The sequence below is a fragment of the Vibrio sp. S9_S30 genome (assembly GCF_014694455.1).
GTDB lineage: Bacteria > Pseudomonadota > Gammaproteobacteria > Enterobacterales > Vibrionaceae > Vibrio.
The window spans coordinates 205,725-225,542 of sequence record NZ_JAAUWT010000001.1 but is presented as its reverse complement, the minus strand read 5'-3'; the positions used below and the strand labels follow the sequence as shown (position 1 = coordinate 225,542).

The 19,818-nt window shown below is 44.9% G+C and carries 15 protein-coding genes; 6 read left to right on the top strand and 9 right to left on the bottom strand.

Annotation, left to right across the window (positions count from 1 at the left end; all coding sequences use genetic code 11):
* Positions 1-76: 76 nt before the first annotated feature.
* From leuO to HC752_RS01025, 7 genes are all read right to left on the bottom strand, one after another.
* A complete protein-coding gene (leuO, locus tag HC752_RS01055; protein ID WP_190333231.1) occupies positions 77-1,036 on the bottom strand; it encodes a transcriptional regulator LeuO in 960 nt (319 codons plus the stop codon).
* A gap of 379 nt (positions 1,037-1,415) precedes the next feature.
* Positions 1,416-2,468, bottom strand: coding sequence for an MJ1255/VC2487 family glycosyltransferase (locus HC752_RS01050; RefSeq protein WP_190333230.1), 1,053 nt, complete (start codon positions 2,466-2,468; stop codon positions 1,416-1,418).
* Positions 2,465-3,007 carry a phosphatase PAP2 family protein gene (locus HC752_RS01045; protein WP_190333229.1) on the bottom strand — a complete coding sequence of 181 codons (543 nt, stop codon included), beginning with the start codon at positions 3,005-3,007 and terminating at the stop codon, positions 2,465-2,467. The genes HC752_RS01050 and HC752_RS01045 overlap by 4 nt, the downstream gene beginning before the upstream one ends.
* Before the next feature lie 261 nt (positions 3,008-3,268).
* On the bottom strand, positions 3,269-4,063 hold the full coding sequence (locus HC752_RS01040; RefSeq protein ID WP_190333228.1) for an SH3 domain-containing protein: 795 nt from the start codon (positions 4,061-4,063) through the stop codon (positions 3,269-3,271).
* A 307-nt stretch (positions 4,064-4,370) separates the two neighbouring features.
* Positions 4,371-7,475 (bottom strand): efflux RND transporter permease subunit, encoded by a 3,105-nt coding sequence (locus tag HC752_RS01035; RefSeq protein ID WP_190333227.1) that lies wholly within the window; start codon positions 7,473-7,475, stop codon positions 4,371-4,373.
* Positions 7,472-8,782, bottom strand: coding sequence for an efflux RND transporter periplasmic adaptor subunit (locus HC752_RS01030; protein ID WP_190333226.1), 1,311 nt, complete (start codon positions 8,780-8,782; stop codon positions 7,472-7,474). The genes HC752_RS01035 and HC752_RS01030 overlap by 4 nt, the downstream gene beginning before the upstream one ends.
* A 3-nt stretch (positions 8,783-8,785) precedes the next feature.
* Positions 8,786-9,466 carry a TetR/AcrR family transcriptional regulator gene (locus HC752_RS01025; RefSeq protein ID WP_190333225.1) on the bottom strand — a complete coding sequence of 227 codons (681 nt, stop codon included), beginning with the start codon at positions 9,464-9,466 and terminating at the stop codon, positions 8,786-8,788.
* 446 nt (positions 9,467-9,912) lie between these two features.
* Between HC752_RS01025 and leuA the strand changes: the two genes are divergently transcribed.
* From leuA to HC752_RS01000, 5 genes are all read left to right on the top strand, one after another.
* Complete coding sequence (gene leuA / locus HC752_RS01020) at positions 9,913-11,466, top strand: 2-isopropylmalate synthase (RefSeq protein ID WP_190333224.1); 1,554 nt, start codon at positions 9,913-9,915, stop codon at positions 11,464-11,466.
* 130 nt (positions 11,467-11,596) lie between these two features.
* Complete coding sequence (leuB, locus tag HC752_RS01015) at positions 11,597-12,688, top strand: 3-isopropylmalate dehydrogenase (protein WP_190333223.1); 1,092 nt, start codon at positions 11,597-11,599, stop codon at positions 12,686-12,688.
* A 177-nt stretch (positions 12,689-12,865) separates the two neighbouring features.
* Positions 12,866-14,269, top strand: a complete 1,404-nt coding sequence (gene leuC, locus HC752_RS01010) for a 3-isopropylmalate dehydratase large subunit (protein WP_190333222.1) — start codon at positions 12,866-12,868, stop codon at positions 14,267-14,269.
* 10 nt (positions 14,270-14,279) lie between these two features.
* The gene (gene leuD, locus HC752_RS01005) at positions 14,280-14,882 is read left to right on the top strand and encodes a 3-isopropylmalate dehydratase small subunit (RefSeq protein ID WP_190333221.1); all 603 of its coding nucleotides are present in this window, start codon (positions 14,280-14,282) and stop codon (positions 14,880-14,882) included.
* Positions 14,883-15,011: 129 nt separating this feature from the next.
* Entirely contained in the window at positions 15,012-15,797 is a 786-nt protein-coding gene (locus HC752_RS01000) for a DUF547 domain-containing protein (RefSeq protein ID WP_190333220.1), read from the top strand.
* A gap of 36 nt (positions 15,798-15,833) precedes the next feature.
* On the opposite strand, the gene HC752_RS00995 is transcribed toward HC752_RS01000, so the two are convergent.
* On the bottom strand, positions 15,834-16,370 hold the full coding sequence (locus tag HC752_RS00995) for a DUF924 family protein (protein ID WP_190333219.1): 537 nt from the start codon (positions 16,368-16,370) through the stop codon (positions 15,834-15,836).
* A gap of 113 nt (positions 16,371-16,483) precedes the next feature.
* Positions 16,484-17,350, bottom strand: coding sequence for a co-chaperone DjlA (gene djlA, locus HC752_RS00990; RefSeq protein ID WP_190333218.1), 867 nt, complete (start codon positions 17,348-17,350; stop codon positions 16,484-16,486).
* A gap of 150 nt (positions 17,351-17,500) precedes the next feature.
* Between djlA and lptD the strand changes: the two genes are divergently transcribed.
* Positions 17,501-19,792, top strand: a complete 2,292-nt coding sequence (lptD, locus tag HC752_RS00985; RefSeq protein WP_190333217.1) for an LPS assembly protein LptD — start codon at positions 17,501-17,503, stop codon at positions 19,790-19,792.
* The last annotated feature ends 26 nt before the right edge of the window (positions 19,793-19,818 follow it).

Sequence of the window (19,818 nt, the reverse complement as noted above, 5' to 3'; positions counted from 1 at the left end):
GCGTTGACCTCCATTTGGTATTCGATAGTTGGATAAAAAGAACGCCGGACAATGCCGGCGTAGTGCTTTATTTTCTTTAGCGAATGGCGACTGTTTCACCGCAAATCTTCATTAACTGATCACGCATCCAGATGTGCGCTTTATCTTTCTCACTGGATTCATGCCAACTAAGGTAGCCTGAAATGGATGTATTTGGCATAGGCAACGCCAACACTTTCAAATTCCGCACATTCACTGCGTTTTCCACTAGCCACTTAGGTGCAATTGAAATCAGTTCAGACTGGCTTACAACGTAAAGAATGTTGCTTAAACTTGTTCCTTGGTACGCGCTACGGCAATCCAAATTCTTGTAGGCTTGCTCAGAGAAGCAACGCACACCGTTTACTTTGGACAATGTTGCATGCATTTCAGATTGGAGTGCTTCGAGAGAAATATCATGATCAATTCGTGGATGAGAAGAAGACGCGACAACAACCAATTCATCACTGAAGATCTCTGTACTTGAATAGCCCACTTCCTCGAAGCGTTCATAATTAATGACAAAGTCCACTTCTTGAAAGCGCATTTTTTCCGATAATCCATTATCCACATCCGATTCCATTTGCAATTGAATCATTGGCGCTTGGCTGGCAATGGTATTCATGATTACGGGTGCGAATCGTACATCACAAGGGCTACTTATTGCTAAACGGAAAAGCCGAGATGACGTTTTAGGGTTAAATATCGAGCCTGGCAATTCATTACGGATCAATTGAAGTGCTTGCCGTACAGGACCGAATAGCTGACGAGCACGTTGCGTCGGTTGTATTCCACGCCCATGACGCATAAACAATTCATCATCGAACATGTTTTTTAAACGGGCAACCGCGTTACTCACAGCAGGCTGCGACATGCCTAAATTGTGCGCCGCACGGGTAATATTTTGCTCTTGCATTACTGCATCAAAGACGGTGAGTAAATTTAGATCCACACCACGTAATGTTGATTCCATTCGATAACCTGCTACAGCTTGATTTGCTTCAATCCTATTCGACATTGGTTTGCCTCTCACTTATCAACAATTCTTTTAAATTGGCATTAGCCTCGGTTAATCGAAAGCCTTTGATTGGTATTTACTGCACTAATGCTTTCGCTCTTTTCAAGCATATCCTTAAATACTATGTGTAAGACAAGTGGTTTAATATTAAATTATCATTTTTTAGTCTATTTAATTATTTAACCATATATATCAACTACATATAGTTACGCCTAAAAAAAACTAAAACACGAATTTTGATAAAAATTGAGAAAAGGACATCTCATGAATGAGACAAATGTAACGCAGACTTACGATTTGAATGGTTAATGGAAGTGGCGACCAACGATTAAATCATTAAGCCCCCACCCCATTTCGGCTCAGAGATCAAAACTTTTATCTAACCTTGAATCGTTGCATAACTCGGATAATCGACTTGTTCCCAAAGCAAAGAGCACAATTCTTGAACGCCGTCCCATTGCCCCTGCATAATCCAACTTACCATTGAGGCTGCGACATCAGGATAAATCACTTTTTCTGCACTTTGTTCATCAAGCCAGTTACGCACAGCGGTAGGATCAAGATAATCCATTGCCGATGCAAGCCCTAGATACTCTAAAGTCGCAACGTTACTTTGCTGTTCAAATTGACCTTTCAGAGGTTTAAGTAACAGTTTTTTCCCGAGCGTCAGCGCTTCTGAAGGCAACTCAAATCCGCCATTAGCAATCACCCCTGAACACGACTTCAAACTGCTTTGAAATCGCTCATGAGAAGGGGGATGAAAAGTGATGTTCCCCAAAGTATGGGGGGTCTCAATGCTAGGGTGGTAACAATCAAAATGCTGATGGCCAAACCTATCCAGTAACTCTTGAATATCCTCTAGGGACTCAAAGGGAAGGTATACCAATATGGACGTATCCGCATCGTCCGATAAATCCGTGCTGATATGAACAATTGGCGGCAATATTTGTTGGTCAAAGTGATACCAGTGTAACCCGATAGGCATACTGGTTGGCGCAAAATAGCGAATGATCCAGTGATCAAACCAACGAGAATCCTTAATGGGCACTTTAAAGCGAAAAGCATTTTGGTGGCTCAGCCCAATACAAGGCACATTTTGTTTTTTTGCCGCCCAAGCCGATACCGGTTCAAAATCATTGATTACCACGTCGTACCCACTCAGATCTAGCCCATCAATTTCTTTCTTTATGTTGAGCAAACTGTTCTTGAGAATGGTTTGCGTAACATTGATTTTTCCATTACTGGTGATAAAGCTCATCCCATTTCGGGTTTGGTAATCACCAAAAGGTTCCATGGAAAAATACTTGTCTTTATCTCGGCCCGAAAACAGAAAATCCACTTCGATACCTTGTTTGGAAAATGCATTTGCCATCGCCCTTGCTCTCGCGATGTGCCCATTTCCCGTGCCTTGAACACCATAGAGTATTTTCATATCCAAAGTGCTCCATCACCCAAAAGCAACAAGGCGGCTTTGGCACATATAAGACCAAGCCCCGCTCCAATCACCACATCGGTAATAAAATGAACGCCTAAAAGAATGCGAGAAAGCCCGATAAGTGAAGCCCATATCAGTGCCAGTAGATAAAAGCTGAAGTAGAACTCCCCTATCAGAGTCGCGATTATAAATGCAGCCGCAGTATGCCCAGACGGCAAACTGTAACGATCAGAAGGTGTGATAAAAGCGGTGAGCAAGTTACTCAACTCTTGAGGGCGTCGTCGCTTAAAGCCGTTTTTTAATACCCAGTAAATAGGAAGTTCAATGGCAAATGCCATCAATCCCGCAAAGAAAAACTGGCTTCCGGATATTGAGTCCATCAGCCAAAGCACTAAGCCGAGCACAGCATAGAAAGGTCCATCTCCACTTCGAGAGACGGCTTTGCTGATTTTGGCCACTTGCAGATTAAACCGATGTTGTAAGCAAAAGCTTGAAAATGCCAGATCGAGTCTGACAATGGGGTCGATAGCTCGCATAGCCCATTCCTTATTTCCCGAATTCTTGCTTAGAAATTTAGGTGGAACAGGTGACAACTAAGTGACGAGACGTTTGTATTTCGATGACAGTTCAATTCGATGACAGTTAAAAAGGATGGGCTTGATAAGGAGGCTCTGAAATGATCGTCTTTCGCGTCACTTTGTGCGTACTTTTATTGATTGAAATATCAAGCAAATGAAATATCAAGCAACTCAGGGGAAGCCTTTATCCCCTGAGTTAACGATCCAAACTGGGATAGTTTAATGCTTTACAATTCGGGCGCTGCCCTCTTCGATGTACCAAGAGCCTTGCTGCTTCTGACACGCGGTGAATTCGCCCAACTGTACTTTTTCATCACGAGAGAAGGAATATTGCACATCCCGACATACATAACTGCCTGCTAACACGGACGTTGCTTTATCTGTCTCTAAGTCCTTTTGAATGCCCACTTTAGAAGCAATCAAATCTTCCTGCGGACCTGCTAACTTAATGTAATCATGATGCACGTAACCGCGTACATCGCCTTCTTGCTCAACCAAAACCCAAGGTTTTCCACTTGCTTGAGCCAACACATTAAAGGCTTCACCTTTTTGCAATTGACCAATCTTTTGGCTGGATTGTCTTGGACTCGTTCTTAAATTCAGTGCTGTTGTCGTTTCATGCGTCAAACCAACAAACGTTAAGTTTTGTGAGGTATCGACCGTTGCTTCAACTGGGTAATGTGCTTCAACCAATTGTACTTCTGGAGAACCGACTGTCATCAGCCATTTTGCATTGCCTGATGAGTCCATTCCCTGCCACTCATTCGTGCCTTTCGATTCCAACGCTTCAATGGACTGTTTTAAGAACTGATCTCGCGCTTCTTGACTAAAAAACGCGTCTAGCTGTGTGCTAACCAAACTTGAACTTGTACTACCAGACACTCTGTTAGCAGATGCGGCATTCGAATCTGTTCCGGTACTTTGACATCCTGTCAGCAGGATCAGCCCTGCGCACCCGATAAGACTTTTGATGGAAAGTGGGCGTAATTGAATTTTGCGTTTCTGCCATGACATTGATATGGGTCCTTATATTTTCTGTTCGGCAAGCTAAGTGTTACTTGCTTCAATACGCATCTCTTGAGATCAATGCTCATGCTTTTCATTCTTTGCCAGCCAAGCGAAGAATCATAACAAAGACAATGGGCGACTGATTTGATATGCGTTTAGATAAGCCATCGTAACATATGCATATGGTGTATTTACATACTGTTGATATTCAAGTGCAACAAACATCAAAATTATTATTTTTAGAGTCAAATCACGACGAAAGGGGGCATCTTTCCCCCTTAGTGCTTGTGCATGAATATTTATGATTCCTTCGCTAGTGAAAGTCTTGGTGTTTACGCACCAATCCAAAGTCTGCCAGTACTGCATACGCGGCCGGAATCATAAATAGCACCAATAGCGTAGAGGCAAATATGCCAAATACAATGGAGATGACCAATGGCTGTATCACTTGAGCTTGAAGGCTCGTTTCTGTCAGCAGCGGTAATAACCCTGCGGCAGTGGTAATAGACGTCAAGAATACCGCTCGGAAACGTTCCTTGCTTGCTTTTACCACCGATTCGTACACAGAATCGCCCTCATTAACATGGTGACGTATGTATTGAACCAGAAGAATAGAGTCATTCACAACAATTCCAGCCAACGAAACAAAGCCCATAATGCTTGGCATACTCAATGAGTAGCCTAACAAGAAGTGCCCCCAAATGACACCAATTAACGCCAAGGGTATCGCCACCATCACCACAACTGGTTCCATGTAGCTTCGGAACTGGTAGCTCAAGATAATGAACACACCAAAGAGACCCAGCAAGAACCCACTGCCAATGGAGCGGCCTGTTTTGGCCGCGTCTTTCGCTTCACCTTCGAAGTCAAATCTTAACCCGGGATACTTCGTCATGAGTTTTGGCGCTTCTTCTTTTTGGAACTGGGCAATGATCTCCGACGAACTGGCTTTTGAGTTATCCACGTCACTGTAGACTCTGACCGTTCTCAAACCATCCACTCGCTGGATTCGTACATAATTACGTTGGAAATCTAATGTGGCGATAGCCCCAAGTGGAATTTGAGAGCCATCCGACTTTATAATGGGGAAATTCGCGAGCTGCTGCAGATCGCCGGCCTGCTTTTTATCAAGCTGAACGACGATCTTTATGTTTTCCACACCAAGCTGAATTTCGTCAGCGGTTTGACCAAAAAAAGCAGCCCTTAACTGACCCGCGATCATTTGACCGTTGACTCCAAAGGTTTCCGCTCCTTGTCGAAGCTTTACTAGCACTTCTTCCTTACCAAGCCTCATATCATCCAGCACACCATGCACGCCATCAAACTCATTGAGATAACTCTGTATGTCAATGGACGCCGATTTGAGTGCCGACAGATCATCATGCTTGGCTCGAATTTCTATCGCTCGCCCTCCGGGTCCCATGGTGGGCTGCTTGAACACAAGTGAAATAGGTTCGGCAAGCTCTCCCACCTCATTACGCCAAGCTTCTACAAACTCATCAATCAGAGCATTGCGTGACTCCGCCCCCAAGAGATCAAGCCGCACGGTTGCCAAGTGTGGACCAGATTCGTCTGCGTCCGCATTGACATTGTAACTACTGGTTATGTGCTGAACCAACGTTCTTCCGCCTTCGACTCGCTCACTCCAATCTCGGTTTAATCTTTCCGCCGCCAGCACAATATGATCAACGACCGACTCTGTTTGGCTTAACGACGCTCCAGGTGGAAGGATGATCCGTGCCTCTGCAATGTCGCCATCTAGATCAGGAAACGGCACAAACTTCACTGCCCCACCCACTAACATGGCAACGGATGCCAACAATGTCGCCAAAACGCCGCCTAAAAAGGCATAGCGCCACTCCACTACTTGGGTGACGGCAAAGACCAATTGGTTGTTGCGAAAACTCTCAAAACGCGCAAGCAGGATACGTTTGAATTTTAAAGGTGGACGGTCATTTTTTTGTTTGTGTAATGAATGGGATAAATGATTCGGTAGAATCAGAAACGCTTCGACAAGGCTTAAACACAAAACCAAAATGAGTACTTGAGGAACCGCACTCAGCACAGCGCCCATCTCTCCTTCAAGAAACAGCAAGCTGCCAAAAATGCAGACCGTCGTTAGGAAAGAAGACAATACACCTGGGAACACTTTACGCACACCGTTATGCACGGCTTCATCAACACTTTGCCCGCGATCCAAATGCGAAGCGATCGATTCTGCAATAACAATGGCATCGTCCATCATGATACCGATTGCCATCAACAGCCCAACTAAAGACATGATGTTAATGGAAAGCCCTAGGTTTGCCATCAAGAACATACCGCCCAAGAAAGCGACAGGTAACCCCGCAGCCACCCAAAAAGAGTAACGAAAGCTAAAGAAAAGCCACATGGTTGCAAACACCAACACGATCCCCTGCCAACCGTTGGTGAGCATCATACTAAGTCGATCCCACAAAACAGAAGAAAGATCGTTGGTTAATTCCAGAGTGACGCCGTCTGGCGCAACCGCGCGCTGCGCTTCAACAAATTTAATAATCTGATCTTTGATCCTTAACGCATCATCTTCCTTATTTTTACTGATTTTCAATACAGCAGAAGGCTGCCCATTGAATAACACTTTTTGTTCATCTCGCTCAAATCTATCGGTGATAGATGCAATGTCTGCTAGCCTGATGACGCTACCATTAGGAGCCGATCCAACAACAATCTGGCTCAGCTCGTTAGGCGTAATGCTTCGTTCGTCAAAACGGATAAGGAAGTTTTTATCGGGCGTTTCTATATTTCCACTGGGAAGCTTGACGTTCTGTCTGCCTATCTGTTCAGCAATATCACCGACACTTAACCCTAATTGTCGTATAGCAGTGGTGTCTAACTCCACTCGGTATTGGTGATCGGAAAAACCACTGACATCAACCAAGGAAACGCCATAATCAAGCTTTAGGATACGCTTAAGTTGTTCAGCATACGCTTTAAGCTCAGGCCAAGTAGTGTCGGCAGTAATCGCCACATCGACAACTGGCTCATTCCAATTCATTTCTCTTACAACAGGTGATTCAATCTCGTCAGGAAAATCATTGATCGAATTAATCTGAGTTTGAACATCCACCAGCATACGACCAATATCCGCTCTTTCGTTCAGCTTGAGCATCAATCTCGCCGAACCTTCTACCGCTTCACATCGGGTTTCTTCAATGTTGGCTAACCCGTCCACGGCATCTTCCATCCGCACACACAAGCTTTCCTCCACTTCTTGCGGAGAAGCCCCTGGGTAGACAACGGCAGCCAAAATATACAGTGGCGAAAACTCAGGGAACGTCTCACGCTTTAACTTGGGCAAAGACGTTATTCCTATAATCAAAAGCGCCAACATCAATAAGTTCGCAGCCGTGGGATGTCTGGCAAAAAATCGAATCATTCCAATGCCTCCAGAGCTTGCGCTGATTTCAACTTCATCCCTTCAATCGCAGGAAGCAAATCATTCAAAATCAGCGCGTCACCTTGTTCTAAATCACCATCTACGATGACTTGGTTATCACGGCGGTAGAGCACGGTCACGTTTTTAATTACGAGTGTATCTTGGTCATCTTTGATGTAGATTCGGTTACCGTGTAGGGCTCGCTCTGGAATCACCCAGCTTGGGTTTTCTTGCCCGATGATTTTCGCTTTTACGAACATGCCATTGACTAATGGCGGTGAGTTCTTTGGCATTAACTGGCGGTAGTCTTGTTCTATCTCCAAAATCACCCCTACCGTAGCTTGGTTGGAGGCTACCGTTTCACTGACTCTAGCCACTTTTGCGGTCCAATTGGCAACCAAACTGCCACTGGTTAGTTCAATGCTTGCTTGTATTCCTTCGGTGGGGGGGATTGGATTTCCATACTCATCCCTGCTGAATGCGCTGAAACTGGAAACTAACGTTCTCATGTCATGAATAGGTAATTGCGCTTCCACTTCCATCGTGGTGACGCCATGGGCAACAATCATCGTTTGTTGCACATTAACAACTTGATCTTGTTCAATATCGACCTCTGCAATACGCAGGTTTTCAGGCAAAACAATAGACGTTTTGTCTAGCGCGCGTTGAGCTTCGTCAAGTCTTGCTTCATTTACTTTCACTTGCGCTAATGCAACCTTGCGTTCATCTGGAAAGAGGACGAGTTGATTTCGCATATCCTGAACCAGTTTTTGCTGAGACAAGTAGGACTGAGTTTGTTGATCCACATCCGACTGTGATGTGAGGCCTTTTTTGCGCAAGTTTTCCTTACGGTTCAATTCTGTTTTGCTGATCGCTAAACGATTCTCTTCGATCTTTAACGTGCTGGTTAAATTGACCTTTTCAAGATCAAGCTTCGCTAACTGAGTCTGACTCGAACTTAAATCGGCTTCGGCTTGTGCCAGTTTTAACTCGTAATCGAGTGGATCAATCCTTAACACCTCTGTGCCTGCCGCTAACATCCGCCCTTTTTCCAGCTGAGGATGTCTGTACACTACTTTGCCAGACACCTCCGCAATGGCTTTCCACTCCAATTTAGGTGTCACCTTACCAAAGCCAATCACCGCCGGTGCTATTGCCTTCAATTCAAGCGGCATGGTTTCAACCAATCGAGCACGATCGCCTGCGGGTTTCGTGGGAGGGGTTGGTCTCAGCTTTACGGCTAAAATAAGAATAACAATGCCAACAGCTAACGCTGGAAAGAACAGTAACTTACGATTAATCGCCATCGATTACTCCTCGTGATGTTCAAAGGATGAAGATAAAAAGCCACGGGACAATAATTGCAAGTTGTGCTCTAACAATCTTGCAAGAAAATCTTCATCCAATGTGACATCGTGTATTTTTAAAAGCTGAGGAGGAGCAATAAAAGGGAAGACCATCAAGCTGATATAACTGACCTTACACAACATAGGGTCGAGATCCGATCTGATCATGCCCTTGTTCTGCATCGCTTGGAAAATAAGCTTCTGAGCAGGCATCGCAATTTCCATGAAGACCTTTTCCATCATCCGACGCTGAACAGCACCTTCTTCCATCATCATGATTCGAACAACCAACCTAGGAAAATCTGGGTTTTTCGCCATCATGCTGTAATAGGTTCTCATTATGCCTGTAAAATCATTTCCACTGACACGGCTATTGCCCTTTTTGCTTCCACGCCCACCGTGCTCGACAATTCTTCCGATATGCTCTTTCATGGGTGCCAATGTCTCTCGGATCATGGCTTCGAACAACCCATCTTTACTGCCAAAGTAATAACGAATCATCGCCATATTCACGTCTGCTTTCTCAGCCAGCAAACGAGTCGACACTTTTTCATAGGGATGCAAAGTAAACAGTTTTCTTGCTTCTAAAATCAGCCTTCCTCTAGCATCGATCGGTTCAACAGGACGCCCAACTTTTCGGCCCATACCATTCTCCAGAATTAATCGCTCGAATAATTATAAAGACCAACATTCCATCTCGATAGTAGAATAATTAATCACTATTTCATCATTCGAATAATTAAGAGACTAAGCTCTGCCCTTATTAAATACGATGTGTTTATGGCATTTCACCGCTGAACTGATCCGATATGCAGAAAAAAACAACGAAAAGGTTGACGCATCATCAGGAGTACGGTACTAATTTGTTAACTTAATTTTGTGGAAATGTTTTACATGACATCTCGTTTTTCTATCCTGCTAAGCCTCCTCCTTATCGTGAATCGATCGCGCGGGTAGGCAGTGGAAGAAAAATAACCACATAAGATTCTCAAAACCCGCATTAAAATGCGGGTTTTTTTATAGCTTAAGAAAATAAAAAATCAGCATCCGCGGACAGAAAACGATTAACCAACAGGAAAAGGACAGCACACATGAGCGATCAAGTCATTATTTTTGACACTACTTTGCGTGATGGCGAACAAGCTTTGTCAGCAAGTTTAACCGTTAAGGAAAAACTGCAGATCGCTTATGCACTCGAGCGTTTGGGAGTAGATGTGATTGAAGCGGGCTTCCCCGTTTCTTCACCGGGCGACTTTGAGTCGGTGAAAACCATTGCCCAAAATATTAAAAATAGCCGCATCTGTGGTCTTTCTCGTGCCGTTGCGAAAGACATTGATGTAGCCGCAGAAGCCTTAAAAGTGGCAGAAGCGTTTCGAATTCATACCTTTATCTCCACTTCTACAGTTCACGTTCAGAACAAGTTGCGCCGTGATTATGAAGATGTAATAGAAATGGGGGTCCAAGCGGTTAAGCGTGCTCGTAAATACACCGATGATGTGGAGTTTTCCTGTGAAGATGCAGGACGAACGCCCATTGATAACTTGTGCCGTATGGTGGAAGCCGCCATTAACGCCGGTGCTAGCACCATCAATATTCCGGACACCGTTGGCTACACGATTCCAGGTGAGTTCGGGGCCATCTTTGAAACGCTGTTTAATCGAGTTCCTAATATCGATAAAGCGGTAATTTCAGTACATTGCCACGATGATTTAGGCATGTCGGTGGCCAATTCGATTGCGGCAGTTCAAGCTGGAGCGCGCCAAGTTGAAGGAACGATTAATGGTATTGGAGAGCGGGCTGGTAACTGCGCACTAGAAGAAATCGCGATGATTATTAAAACACGCGCCGATCTACTGAACGTCACCACCAATATCAAGAGTGAAGAAATATACCGTACCAGTAAGCTGGTCAGTCAGCTTTGCAATATGCCAATCCAGAGTAACAAAGCCGTCGTTGGGGAAAATGCATTCAGCCACTCTTCTGGCATTCATCAGGATGGCGTCATCAAAAGCAAAAATACGTACGAGATCATGACGCCAGAATCCGTGGGTCTTAAGAATCAAGCGCTTAATCTAACCAGCCGAAGCGGACGTGCTGCCGTTAAGAACCATATGGATGAAATGGGGTACAAAGAAGACGAATACAACCTAGATACGCTTTACACCGACTTCCTAAAACTGGCCGACAGAAAGGGACAGGTTTTCGATTACGATCTAGAGGCATTGATGCATTTTGCCAACCTTCGTGAAGAAGATGACTTCTTCAAGCTGAATTACTTAAGTGTTCAATCCGGCAGTTTGATGGCAACCACCAGCATCAAATTGAAGTGTGGTGACGAGGAAAAATGTGAAGCGGCGGTAGGAAACGGTCCAGTCGATGCGCTGTACCAGTGTATTTACCGCTTAACTGGGTATGACATTGTGCTGGATAAATTTGATCTCACTGCGAAAGGGGAAGGTGAAGACGGTTTGGGTCAAGCCGACATCATCGCCAACTACAAAGGCAGAAAATACCACGGCACGGGTGTATCCACCGATATTATTGAAGCTTCAGGTCAGGCATTATTGCATGTTATCAACAGTATTCATCGTGCAGACCAAATTGCTGACATTAAGCAAAAAAAAGATAAGATAGAGACCGTATAAAAATAGAGAAAAACGTGGGCAGAATTCACCACCGCGAGTCTAGCGCGTCTTTCTGCCTCGTTTTTCCTACGCTAAATTTTGCTTACGCTAAAAATTCAAACACAACTTAACTAACAAGGAATATTTCACCATGGCAGGCTCAAGCTACAACATTGCCGTATTACCGGGAGACGGGATTGGTCCAGAAGTCATGCAACAGGCTCATAAGGTACTGGATGCGATCGAAAAGAAACATGGCATCACCTTTCAGCGCGAAGAGCATGATGTTGGCGGCATTGCGATTGATAACCATGGTTGCCCGCTACCAGAAAGTACAGTAAAAGGCTGTGAGAATGCCGATGCCGTTCTATTTGGTTCGGTTGGCGGTCCTAAGTGGGAGCACCTTCCACCGAATGATCAACCTGAGCGTGGTGCATTACTTCCTTTGCGTAAACACTTCCAACTGTTTTGTAACCTTCGTCCTGCTCAAATTCACAAAGGTTTAGAATCTTTCTCGCCTTTGCGTGCTGATATTTCGAGCAACGGGTTTGATATTGTGGTTGTACGAGAGCTGACGGGCGGTATTTACTTTGGTCAACCAAAAGGTCGTGAAGGTGAAGGTCCAAATGAAAAAGCCTTTGATACGGAAATTTACCACCGTTACGAAATAGAGCGCATCGCCAAAATTGCCTTTGAATCGGCCCGCTTAAGAAATAAAAAGGTCTGCTCTGTCGATAAGGCAAACGTACTTCAGAGCTCCATCTTATGGCGTGAAGTGGTTGAAGAGATTGCAAAGGACTACCCTGATGTCGAGCTTTCTCATATGTACATCGATAACGCCACCATGCAGTTGATCAAAGATCCATCTCAGTTTGATGTCATGCTGTGTTCCAATATCTTTGGTGACATTATTTCTGATGAGTGCGCCATGATTACAGGCTCAATGGGGATGCTGCCATCAGCTAGCCTTAACGAAAGCAAGTTCGGTTTGTATGAACCTGCAGGCGGAAGCGCGCCTGACATTGCAGGGAAAAACATCGCCAACCCTGTTGCCCAGATCCTTTCTGCTGCACTGATGCTACGGTACAGCCTAAACGAAGAAGCGGCGGCACAAGACATTGAAATCGCCGTATCGAAAGCACTTGCGGCAGGTGAGTTAACGGGTGATTTAGCGGGAAGCAAACCTGCGCTATCTACATCTGAAATGGGCGACAAGATTGCTCAATACATAGTTAACGCATAGTCATGTTAGCGCGTAATCATTCCATCGCTTCAACAGACGGATAATTTCGCAAAAAAAGATTCATCTACGAGATACTTCAAAGTTAGCATGAAGGTGTACCACTCACCATCACAGTGATCGCCTTCTGCTTAACTTTAAGATAGAGAAATACAGAGCGCTTCGCTCAAGGAAGAAGCCATGTCGAAAACATTATACGAAAAAATTTACGATGCTCATGTCGCGGTCGCGGCAGAAGGCGAAAACCCCATTTTATACATCGACCGCCATTTAGTGCACGAAGTCACCTCGCCTCAAGCGTTTGATGGATTACGTGAAAAAGGCAGAAAAGTTCGCCAAGTCAGCAAAACGTTTGCCACCATGGATCACAACGTATCCACGCAAACAAAGGACATCAATGCCTCTGGTGAGATGGCGCGTATTCAAATGGAAACGCTCTCTAAAAACTGTGAAGAATTTGGTGTCACACTGTACGACATCAATCACAAGTACCAAGGCATTGTGCATGTCATGGGACCTGAGCTTGGCATCACACTGCCAGCCATGACCATCGTGTGTGGCGACTCGCACACCGCAACCCATGGTGCTTTTGGCTCTTTGGCGTTTGGTATTGGCACATCCGAAGTGGAGCATGTTCTTGCGACACAAACCTTAAAGCAAGCCCGTGCCAAAACGATGAAAATCGAAGTCCAAGGCAAAGTGGCGGAAGGCATTACCGCGAAAGACATTGTCTTAGCCATCATTGGCAAAACAACCGCGGCTGGTGGCACAGGATACGTGGTTGAATTTTGTGGTGAAGCCATCACCGACCTCACAATGGAAGGTCGAATGACGGTCTGCAACATGGCAATCGAATTGGGTGCAAAAGCCGGTCTTATTGCCCCAGATCAAACGACCTTTGATTACATCAAAGGTCGTAAGTTTGCCCCTTCAGGTGAAGATTGGGATGCTGCGGTGGAGTATTGGTCATCCATGAAAACAGACGATGATGCCACATTTGATGCGGTTGTCACTCTTGATGCTACGGAGATCAAACCCCAGGTGACATGGGGAACCAACCCAGGGCAAGTCATCGCAATCGACGCGACCATTCCAGAGCCAGAAAGCTTTACCGACCCAGTAGAAAAAGCGTCGGCGAAAAAAGCACTGGCTTACATGGGGCTCGAAGCCGGTAAAAAGCTCTCCGATTACAAAGTTGACAAAGTCTTTGTGGGCTCTTGCACCAATTCACGCATTGAAGACATGCGCGCTGCCGCCGCGATTGCTAAGGGTAAAAAAGTCGCTGACCATGTTCAGGCCTTAATTGTTCCTGGCTCTGAACAAGTGCGATCTCAAGCAGAATTGGAAGGGTTAGATAAAGTCTTTATCGACGCGGGCTTTGAATGGCGCTTACCGGGTTGTTCTATGTGTTTAGCGATGAATAATGACCGCTTAGGTCCGCATGAACGTTGCGCTTCAACCAGTAACCGTAACTTTGAAGGACGCCAAGGGCGTGATGGTCGAACCCATCTAGTAAGCCCAGCCATGGCAGCGGCAGCGGCAATTGCTGGTCACTTTGTCGATATCCGTGAATTGAATAAATAAGGAAAGAATCATGTCAGGTTTTAAGCAACATACAGGTCTGGTTGTTCCTTTAGATGCAGCCAACGTTGATACCGATGCCATCATCCCAAAACAGTTTTTACAGAAAGTTTCTCGCTTAGGTTTCGGTAAACATTTGTTCCACGATTGGCGATTTCTGGACGATGCGGGTGAACAGCCAAACCCAGAGTTTGTAATGAATGCACCGCGTTATAAAGGGGCATCTATCTTAATTGCAAGAGAGAATTTCGGCTGCGGATCTTCACGTGAACACGCGCCTTGGGCACTGGCTGACTACGGAATTAGAGCCATGATTGCGCCAAGCTTTGCCGATATTTTTTACGGTAACTCAATCAACAACCAGATGGTACCCGTTCGCCTTACAGAGCAAGAAGTGGATGAAATATTCCAATTCGTGAACAGTAATGAAGGGGCTGAAGTGGAAGTGGATCTCGAAGCCATGAAAGTTAGAGCCAATGGCAAAGAATACGACTTTGATATTGATGAATTCCGCCGCCATTGCCTTTTGAATGGTTTGGATAACATTGGATTAACGCTTCAACACGAAGAAAAAATCTCTGAATTTGAATCTAAAATACCTAACTTTTTAGCGTAATGGCATCTCAGCTAAAACAGCCCCATGAAAAAAGCCCCAGAAGGGGCTTTTTTCATTAACACGAAAGAATTTCTAACTCCCTCTGGTCTTCTATACTAACTCTATTCACTTAAGAAACCTGAAGCCATCATGAGAACCTTAATTACTGTACTTATTCTTCTTTTTTCTAGCCTAACGCTTGCAGCACCAAAGTCTGAGCTTTGGGCATATTGGAATCAAAGCAATGAAACCAATAATGCAACCATTTCGCATCAAGCTTGGGACTCGATTCTTAGCCAGAATTTGGCTGTGTCTGGTCAGCATCATTTATTTGATTATGCGAACATATCTTCTTCTGATAAAAACGCGCTGAAAAACTACATTAAAGACCTAGCGACGCTAGACCCACGCGAATACTCCAAAGCCCAGCAATATGCATACTGGGTCAATTTGTATAACGCCATTACTGTGGATCTGATCGTCGATAACTACCCCATTAAATCGATCACCAAACTGGGCGGACTATTCACCTTTGGACCTTGGGGAGATAAAGCGGTTAGTATTGCGGGAAAAGATCTGACTCTGAACGACATTGAACACCGAATTCTAAGACCAATATGGAATGATCCTCGTACTCATTACGCCGTGAATTGCGCGAGCCTTGGTTGCCCTAACCTTCAACTGTCCGCATTTACCGTTGAAAATACAGAAACGCTACTCGAGCAAGCCGCTTCAAGCTTTGTGAACAGTGACAAAGGCGTCGTTGTAAATGGAAACGACGCCACACTCTCTTCCATCTACGAATGGTTTGTTGCCGATTTTGGTGGAAATGAAGCAGGCGTTATTGCTCACTTAAAACAATACCGTACCAACTTAGAATTAACGACAAAGAGTAATATCAAGTACGAGTACGACTGGGATCTGAACAAGCAATAGCCTGAGACCATGAAGAGTGCGGGTCAAGTTTCGAGCTTAGAAGCTCGATCCCGGCTGACTGAGAAACACAACCTCTTCTTCCGTTGATACCCGATTCAATATGTCATTACGATGAGGGTATCGACCAAATTGCTCAATAATGACTTTGTGCTTGTACTCATAATCTAGCGTGCTTTCAACACCGTTTGCTTTGAATAACTCTACGGCTTGCTCGTGAATTTTTAACGATTCGCTGTGCATGAAAGGCATGTACAAAAACGTTCTTTCTGCTTGAGAGAGAGACTTATCTAACTCTTGAAAGATTGCCTCCTGAGCGAGCGCCAAAGCCAAGGGATCAGAAGCAAAAGCATCGGGGGTACCTCGATGAATATTGCGAGAAAACTGATCCAGCACAATCACTTCAGCCAACCTTCCCTGAGCGCAGGTTCGCCATTCGCTGAGCTCACATTGAACCGCCATCGCGTGCACCGTACCAAAGCGTTCACTTATCCGCGCATCCAGCTCTTCTTCTCCAGCAAACCAATCTTTAGGGCTGAGTTCTTTAAACCAAAAATCGAGCACTTCCTGATACATATCTTCTCCTTAATATCGCTTGCAAAAAGCGTTCACACCATGTGGCGAATGAGCAGAATAAGAGCCAACTGCTTTCGGCTTTTTCAATTTTTCAGCTATGTTAAACCCTTCCGTTATTTAAACCCTTTCTCCCTTTTTATGAGATCGTAAGCCGACTGGATTTCCTGCGCCTTCTCTTTTGCTACTTGCATCATTTCCGGCGGTAACCCTTTTGCGACCAATTTATCTGGGTGATGTTCATTCATTAATTTCCGATAAGCCCGTTTCACCGCTTTTGAATCCGCACTTTCCGCTATTCCAAGAACTTTGTATGCATAGGGTAACTGGCTTGCCGACGATGCTTGCCATTGACTGGATGAACCATTGTGCTGATGACCGGAGTGCCCTCTGCCAAAACCGCCTTGTTGAAAGCGAAAAGCCGCTTCTTGCATTTGCAGTCTTTGCTCTAGTTGTTGAGATGAGAAGCCAAGCCCCTGAGCAATAACGTGTAACACGCTGCGTTCGCTCGGGTGTAGATCCCCATCAGCAAAAGCGGCAGAGATTTGCAGCTCTAAAAAGAACTGTAGCAGATCAAAACGTCCACCTGTGGCGACTCGAACACTATGAAGTATTTCTTCTAATGGAAAGTCGGAAGATTTACCGGAGCGAAACGCTTCTTGTGCAGCCATTCGCTGCTCTCCGTGTAAGCTCATACGCTCCATCATGGCTGAAGCCAGTTGGATTTCTTCCTTAGTGACTTGCCCTTTTGCCTTTGCGACATGTCCCATAACAGCAAAGGCACTTTTAAAGAACTCGGCTTGCTTCTCTGCCTGAGAAGGACCACCAAACCCTTTGTAACCGCCAGATGTCCGAAATCCGCCTGACTGACGATTTCTGGCCTTATCAAACTGATGCCCCAAAAAAAGCCCCAGAAGTGCCCCCGGAATATTGCCAAACAGGAATCCGAAGAAAAAACCTAAGATTTTGCCGAAAATCTGCATTATTGTGCTCTCAATCTATGAATTTTTACCAAGTAAAGCGGTCTTATAGTGTCGGTTAATATAAATTCCTTTATGATAAAGGACGATATTTGTATTCGGTATCCGACGATATTACCGAATGGATTAGGTTTCACAGGATAGCTCAACTCGATGTCTTTTTCTTCCCGCACATTTTTGGTCGCATCAATAACAGCTACGCTTTCAGTGCCTTCGACGCAGGCCGATACCCTCAAAGATAACAGTGTGCAGGAAATGCCCACTTTTGACCAATGCTACGTTCCTAAAGTGGACACAGCCAACGTCAACTCACAACCCGTGTTCGTCGAAGCCGATAATGTGACTGTAGAAGCAGAGAAAAGTGCCGTGTATGAAGGCGACGTTGTGATCACACAAGGTCACCGCCAAATGAAGGCAGACTCGGTCACCCACAACCCTAAAGAAAATACACTAAGAGCAGAAGGCAATGTTCGCTTCAGTGACGGACAAATCCAATCTCGATCTGACTTAGTGACATCCAACATTGATGATGAATTAGTCACAATAGAGAACACACAATACCATTTCTTGTGTGAAGCAGGGCGTGGTGATGCCAAGCGGATTTTGAAGACAGGTCAAGCCATCTATGAAATGGAAGACGGTTCATTAACGGCGTGTCCAGAAGGTAACAACGCTTGGCGAGTAAAAGCGTCCGATATCGAAATCGATCAAGATGAAGAGCAAGCTTATTTCTATCATACGCGCTTTGAAGTCATGGACGTACCCATCTTTTATTTTCCTTATATGAGCATGCCGATCGGCGACAAGCGTAAAACAGGGCTGCTTTTCCCACGGGTATCCCTTGATACCAATGATGGTCTGAGTGTGAATATCCCCTTCTATTGGAATATTGCGCCAAATTATGACCTCTTGACCAAATTCAACTATATGGAACGTCGAGGGCTTCAATTCGACAGCAAATTTCGCTATTTAACCCCCTATGGTTCGGGCTCTTTGCACGGCGAATTCATAAATAAAGACCAACGAAACCAAGAGTTCGATGAACGCTGGGGATTCAATTTTAGCCATAACGGAATCTTTGCTAACGCTTGGAAGGTGAATGTTGACTACTCAATCGCAAGCGATATTGATTACTTTCGAGATTTCAAGTCCAGCATTGGTAACCGAGAAGATGGGCAGCTCTTACAAACGGGCAGCGCTGCTTACCGTACTCAGGATTGGGATCTAACTCTTACTCTAAAAGACTTCCAAATCTTAGATGAAGCGGGTAACCAGCCCTACCAAATGCTTCCTCAGCTAAAATACAACTATTACGCACCTGATTTTTACACTGGGGTAAACTTTGATCTCACCAGTCATATCAGTCGATTCATGACCGATGACAGTGACAGACCTTCCGCAACCCGTGTACACATTGAACCGGGCGTAATGATTCCTTTTTCAAGACCATGGGGCTCACTCACGGGTGAAGCCAGAATGCTGGCAACCCATTATCAACAAGAACTGACCGACACCAGCGACTCAACACTCATCAGATCCGTAACACGGACTATTCCTGAAGTCAGAGTTCATGGTTTATTGAATTTGGAGCGCCAAACTGGAAATTATATTCAGACTTTAGAGCCTCAAGTCCAATATCTCTACATCCCCGACGTGGATCAGAGTGGTATTGGACTCTACGACACCACACTTCTACAGACCGATTACTATGGGTTATTTAGAAGTCGTAAGCACAGTGGTGTGGATAGAATTCAGAAAGCTAACCAGTTTAGCTATGGTGCCACAACCCGATTTTATGATGATGATTACAAAGAAAGAATGAACATTTCTTTTGGTCAAATCTATTATCTTGAACCGGTCTCTTTCGCCGAAAATGCGTCGAACTACTCCGCTTGGGCTGTAGAAACGGATTTCAACTTCAGTGACTACCTTTTCTATCACGGTGGCATTCAGTACGATATTGAATCCAGTGCCATTCAACTCGCAAACAGTGCATTAGAATATCGATTCGACGGCGGTTATATTCAATCCAATTACCGATACGTTACCAAAGAGTACATCGAAAGCTCAATCGATGGGTTAGACGTAACGGACATCACCAAGTCAGGGATCTCTCAGGCAGGTCTGTTAGCGTCCTATCAATTTACACCTAGATGGTACGCTAGCGCCCAATATTTCTATGATTTGACCGTCAACCAGAACATCGAATACATGACGCATTTAGGGTATCGCTCCGACTGTTGGTACGTCAGTTTTACCTACAGTAATCAATTGCGCAGTTGGAATGGCAATTTCGTGACGGATCCGAATGCTATACCGATTTACGATGACAATTTTTCGTTGAGCTTCGGCATATTTGGATTTGGAACCAGTGTAGGAGCGCCAACACCATCCAGCGGTGATAACGCGCTAAGCTATGGTCGCCCATTTTATCTCAACAACTAATTGAATTATTTCAGGAACGACGTTCC

Coding starts and splice junctions, on each gene's coding strand:
- leuO (WP_190333231.1), bottom strand. CDS start 1,036: ATGTCGAATAGGATTGAAGCAAATCAAGCTGTAGCAGGTTATCGAATG.
- HC752_RS01050 (WP_190333230.1), bottom strand. CDS start 2,468: ATGAAAATACTCTATGGTGTTCAAGGCACGGGAAATGGGCACATCGCG.
- HC752_RS01045 (WP_190333229.1), bottom strand. CDS start 3,007: ATGCGAGCTATCGACCCCATTGTCAGACTCGATCTGGCATTTTCAAGC.
- HC752_RS01040 (WP_190333228.1), bottom strand. CDS start 4,063: ATGTCATGGCAGAAACGCAAAATTCAATTACGCCCACTTTCCATCAAA.
- HC752_RS01035 (WP_190333227.1), bottom strand. CDS start 7,475: ATGATTCGATTTTTTGCCAGACATCCCACGGCTGCGAACTTATTGATG.
- HC752_RS01030 (WP_190333226.1), bottom strand. CDS start 8,782: ATGGCGATTAATCGTAAGTTACTGTTCTTTCCAGCGTTAGCTGTTGGC.
- HC752_RS01025 (WP_190333225.1), bottom strand. CDS start 9,466: ATGGGCCGAAAAGTTGGGCGTCCTGTTGAACCGATCGATGCTAGAGGA.
- leuA (WP_190333224.1), top strand. CDS start 9,913: ATGAGCGATCAAGTCATTATTTTTGACACTACTTTGCGTGATGGCGAA.
- leuB (WP_190333223.1), top strand. CDS start 11,597: ATGGCAGGCTCAAGCTACAACATTGCCGTATTACCGGGAGACGGGATT.
- leuC (WP_190333222.1), top strand. CDS start 12,866: ATGTCGAAAACATTATACGAAAAAATTTACGATGCTCATGTCGCGGTC.
- leuD (WP_190333221.1), top strand. CDS start 14,280: ATGTCAGGTTTTAAGCAACATACAGGTCTGGTTGTTCCTTTAGATGCA.
- HC752_RS01000 (WP_190333220.1), top strand. CDS start 15,012: ATGAGAACCTTAATTACTGTACTTATTCTTCTTTTTTCTAGCCTAACG.
- HC752_RS00995 (WP_190333219.1), bottom strand. CDS start 16,370: ATGTATCAGGAAGTGCTCGATTTTTGGTTTAAAGAACTCAGCCCTAAA.
- djlA (WP_190333218.1), bottom strand. CDS start 17,350: ATGCAGATTTTCGGCAAAATCTTAGGTTTTTTCTTCGGATTCCTGTTT.
- lptD (WP_190333217.1), top strand. CDS start 17,501: ATGTCTTTTTCTTCCCGCACATTTTTGGTCGCATCAATAACAGCTACG.